The sequence below is a fragment of the Micromonospora sp. KC207 genome, from assembly GCF_004348615.1.
Lineage (GTDB): Bacteria > Actinomycetota > Actinomycetes > Mycobacteriales > Micromonosporaceae > Micromonospora.
Map to the genome: position 1 here is coordinate 1 of NZ_SMKJ01000440.1, position 3,845 is coordinate 3,845.

A 3,845-nucleotide genomic window follows, 5' to 3' on the forward strand; every position below is an offset into this window, starting at 1 on the left:
GGCCCGTACGCCGCCGCCCCGGCCGGTGCCACCGCCGCCGGTGCCGGGCACGACGTGCGCTTCGACGCGGTCACCGTGCGGTACCGGGCCGGCACCGCCCCGGCCCTGGACCGGATCATCCTGGACCTGCCGGCCGGCCGCCGGGTCGCCGTGGTCGGGCCGAGCGGCGCCGGCAAGAGCACCCTCGCCGCCGTCCTCACCGGCACGGTGCGACCCGAGCAGGGCCGGGTCACCCTCGACGGGGCCGACCTGTCGGCGTACCCGGTCGAGGAGCTGCCCCGGGCGGTCGGCGGCCTGCTCGCCGAGGCGTACGTCTTCCACGCCACGGTCCGGGAGAACCTGCTGCTCGCCCGGCCCGCCGCCGACGAGGCGGAGCTGACCGCCGCGACCCGGGCGGCCGGCCTGCTGGACTGGGTGCACGCCCAGCCGGCCGGTTGGGACACCGTGGTCGGCGAGGAGGGCGGCCAGCTCTCCGGCGGCCAACGGCAGCGCCTCGCGCTGGCCCGGGCGCTGCTCGCCGCGCCCGGGGTGCTGGTGCTCGACGAGCCGACCGAGGGGCTCGACCCGTCCGCCGCCGACGCGGTGCTCGCCTCGGCGCTGGCGGCGACCCCCGCCGGGCACTCGGTGCTGCTGATCAGCCACCGGCTCAGCGGGCTCGCCGACCTCGACGAGATCGTGGTGCTCGACGCCGGCCGGGTGGTCCAGCGTGGCCGGCACGACGAGTTGGTCGCCGCGCCGGGCTGGTACCGGGACCAGTGGCTACTCCAGGAGGCGGCCGAGCGCGGGTACCTGGCCCTGACGCCCCGCCCCTGAGCCGGCTCCGGGATTCCCCCGGACGCGCCGGCAGTCACCGGCGGTGGCCGGCGTCCTGGTCGTCGCGGGCGATCTGACCTGGCAGGGGTCGAGCTGGAGCGGCGGCCCCGGCCCGTCGGCGGCCTACCGCCTGCTGTCCGCCTCGGTGGACGGCATCTGGCTGGGCGCGGTCGTGCTGTCGGTGGCGGGGCTGTTGCTGGTCGCCGCCTCGGCCCGGTGGGCGCACCCGGCCCTGCCCCGGCTCGCCCGGCTGACCGGTCTCGGGCTCACCGCCACGCTCGTCCTGGGCGTGGCGACCGGCGCGACCCTGTACGCCTGGTCGATCGGGCTCTGGGAGGCGGCCCGCACCTGGCCGCCGATGCTCGTGGGCGCGCTGGTCTGCGGCGCGGGGTTTCTCTGGATCGGTCGCGCGGCCCGGTCCTGGCTGCTCTCGGCCCGCCGACCGGCCGGACCGGCGTAGTCGGGCGGGCGGCGGGCGCGGTCAGGCCGGCGTGGCGGGGGTGTCGCCGAGGAACTGGCCGACGGTCGCGCTGAACTCCCGCCAGCCGGCCCGTTCCCCGGCGAGGGCCCGGCGGCCGGAGTCGGTCAGCTCGTAGGTGCGGCGCTCGCGGCCGTTGACGGTGCTCCAACTGCTGATCACGTGCCCCGCCCGCTCCAGCCGGCGCAGCGCCGGGTAGATCGTCCCGGTGGGCAGATCGAGGCTGCCCTCGCTGCGCGCGCGCAGCGCCTCGATGATGGCGTAGCCGTGCAGCGCGCCCCGTTCCAGCACCGCGAGCAGCAGCGCGTCGAGGTGTCCGTGCAGCGCATGGGCCTTCATAGGTAGCAAGGCTACTTGTGGGCCACTCGGGCCGCCACCGGGGTGCGGGCACCGGGCCTCCGAAGCCGCCCACTAGGGTATGTGCCCAGAGTCACTCGGCGGCCGGAGACGCCGCCGGGTGGGCAGCCCGAAGCACACGGAGGTCAGCGTGGCCCGCCAGTCGCCCCAACGGCCCGACGCCGACGAGCCTGAGCTCGACGAGACCGACGGCACCGCCGCAGAGGTCGAAGAGGACGGCGCGCGCCCGTCGGCGCAGGACGCCGACCGCGCGCTCTGGGACGAGCTGCGCATCGACCCGGTCGAGATCGCCCTGCCCGCCGGCACCGGCTACACGCTGCGGGCGTACCGGCCGGCACGGGAGTTGACCCCGACCGACGTCGCCGAGCGCGACCAGGACGACCCGTTCCTGGCCCGCCGGCAGGCGGTCGAACCCGACGACGAGGACGACGACGAGGTCGTCATCCTCGACGAGGAGGTGGCCGCCGAGTTCGCCGAGGCGGACGCGGAGGAGGCCGGCGGGAAGTCCCGCCTTCGCAAGCCCCGTGCCGACGCGGACTCCGACGACGCCGCAGACGCGGACGCAAAGGAGGAGCCGGACTCCGACGAGGACGAGGACGAGGACGAGGCGGGCGACGAGGAGGTCCCGGTCTTCCTCAGCCACCGGGGCAGGCTGCTGCTGTTCAAGACGCCCGAGTCCCTCGTCAGCTTCGTCCGCTCCGGCGCGCCCAACGACATGTCTCAACTGGACAGCTGGAATGAATTGTCCGAACGGGTGGAGCCGGCCGACATCGTCCCGCTCGACGAGGACACCTACGAGCTGGACCTGGTCGTGGAGAACCTGCGGGGCGGGCACGACACCTGGGACTCGGCGCTGCTGATCGAGGCCGGCGAGGTGGCCCGGGACGTCGCGTACGCCCTGCGTCTGCCCGCCGTGTTGGACATGCTCTCCGCCGGCTCCAGCCTCGACGACCTGGACGAGGCGCTGCGCGCCACGGCCAACGGCGGGCTCGGGGGCTTCCTCGGCCGCCGGCGGCTCAGGAAAATCGGCGCGCAGACGGCGAGTCTCGGTTGGCGCACCATTGTCGGCAAGATCTCTGCGGTCGTGGACTGGCGCGACTGACACGTTCCAGGGAGCATCAGTCTCTGGCAGAGAAAGACCAGTCCCGGGAGGAGGACGACGCTGTGGCGCTCGTGCGCGTGTACTGCGGTCTGGCCTCGGCGGATCCGGCCGACCGACCGGCCTCGGCCGGTTCGACGCTGACGTCCGCTGTGGTCGACGACGCAGGTCGGCTGCTCCATGTCTGCGAGATCGGCGACGACCCAGCCGGCTACGCCCAGCTGGTCGTGCTACTCGTGGAGCGGTCGGGCGGGCCGAGCGGGGCCGCGATCGCCGCCGACAGCGACGACCACACGGTCACCTCGCTGCTGAGTGCCGCCGGGCGTCCACTGGCGATCGCGGACGACGACTCGGTGGACGACTTCGCCGAGCGGTTCGCCGACGACGACTCGCTGGAGGAGATGCAGTCCGCGCCGGCCGAGCGGCGGGCGGTCGGGCTGGCCCGGGCCCTCCAGGCCGGCGCGCTCTCGGCGGTCACCCTCCCGGCACCCCGGGATCTCGCCGGCTACAAGCAGGTCCTCTCGGCGCACGCCGCACTCGCCAGCGGCCGGCACTCCGCCGCCGTGGCGCTGCGCGAGGTGCTGCGGGAGCTCTACCCGGCCGCCCTGCGCGCGTACCCGGACCCGGCCGAGCCGGTCGCCCTGGCCGTGCTGGACGCCCTGCCCGAGCCCGGCATGCTGGGCGGGACGATCGCCCGGGGCCGGGAGGTGTCGGTGGCGGCGGACGCCATCGCCGCCCACCTCGCGGCCGACGGGGTGGCCGACGAAGGCAAGATCAACGATGCGGTGACCGCGCTGCGGGTCGCCATCGCCGAGACCCCCCGCCGCGCGGCGGTCAGCCGGGCGCTCACCTCCGCCGTGGCGGAGACCGTTCGTCAGGCGGTGGCCTCGGTGCGTGCATGCGACGCGGGCTGCGAGGCCCTGGTCGGCGCGCTCGACGCCCGGGTCACCACCCCGGTGCCGGGCCGGCGGGCCGCCGCCCGCCGGGGCGAGCCGGTCGCCGAGTTGCCCGGTGCCGGCCTGCGCGCACTGCGGCCCACAGAGCCCGAGCCGGTTCCCGGCCGGCGCAGCCGTCCCGAGCCGGTTCCCGGCGGCAGCC

4 protein-coding genes and 1 pseudogene are annotated in these 3,845 nt (G+C 75.9%); 4 read left to right on the forward strand and 1 reads right to left on the reverse strand.

Annotated elements, in window-relative coordinates:
* Nucleotides 1-813: ABC transporter ATP-binding protein (locus E1258_RS30860; RefSeq protein ID WP_132407304.1), on the forward strand; the 813-nt coding region annotated here is incomplete at its 5' end.
* A 43-nt stretch (nt 814-856) separates the two neighbouring features.
* Nucleotides 857-1,273, forward strand: coding sequence for a hypothetical protein (locus E1258_RS30865; protein WP_132407306.1), 417 nt, complete (start codon nt 857-859; stop codon nt 1,271-1,273).
* Between the two features lie 21 nt (nt 1,274-1,294).
* On the opposite strand, the gene E1258_RS30870 is transcribed toward E1258_RS30865, so the two are convergent.
* Nucleotides 1,295-1,630 carry a PadR family transcriptional regulator gene (locus tag E1258_RS30870; RefSeq protein ID WP_132407308.1) on the reverse strand — a complete coding sequence of 112 codons (336 nt, stop codon included), beginning with the start codon at nt 1,628-1,630 and terminating at the stop codon, nt 1,295-1,297.
* 118 nt (nt 1,631-1,748) lie between these two features.
* On the opposite strand from E1258_RS30870, the gene E1258_RS30875 reads away from it, so the two are divergent.
* Nucleotides 1,749-2,750 carry a DNA primase gene (locus tag E1258_RS30875; RefSeq protein WP_132407310.1) on the forward strand — a complete coding sequence of 334 codons (1,002 nt, stop codon included), beginning with the start codon at nt 1,749-1,751 and terminating at the stop codon, nt 2,748-2,750.
* Between the two features lie 62 nt (nt 2,751-2,812).
* A pseudogene (locus E1258_RS30880) lies at nt 2,813-3,845 on the forward strand (transposase); the annotation flags it as partial.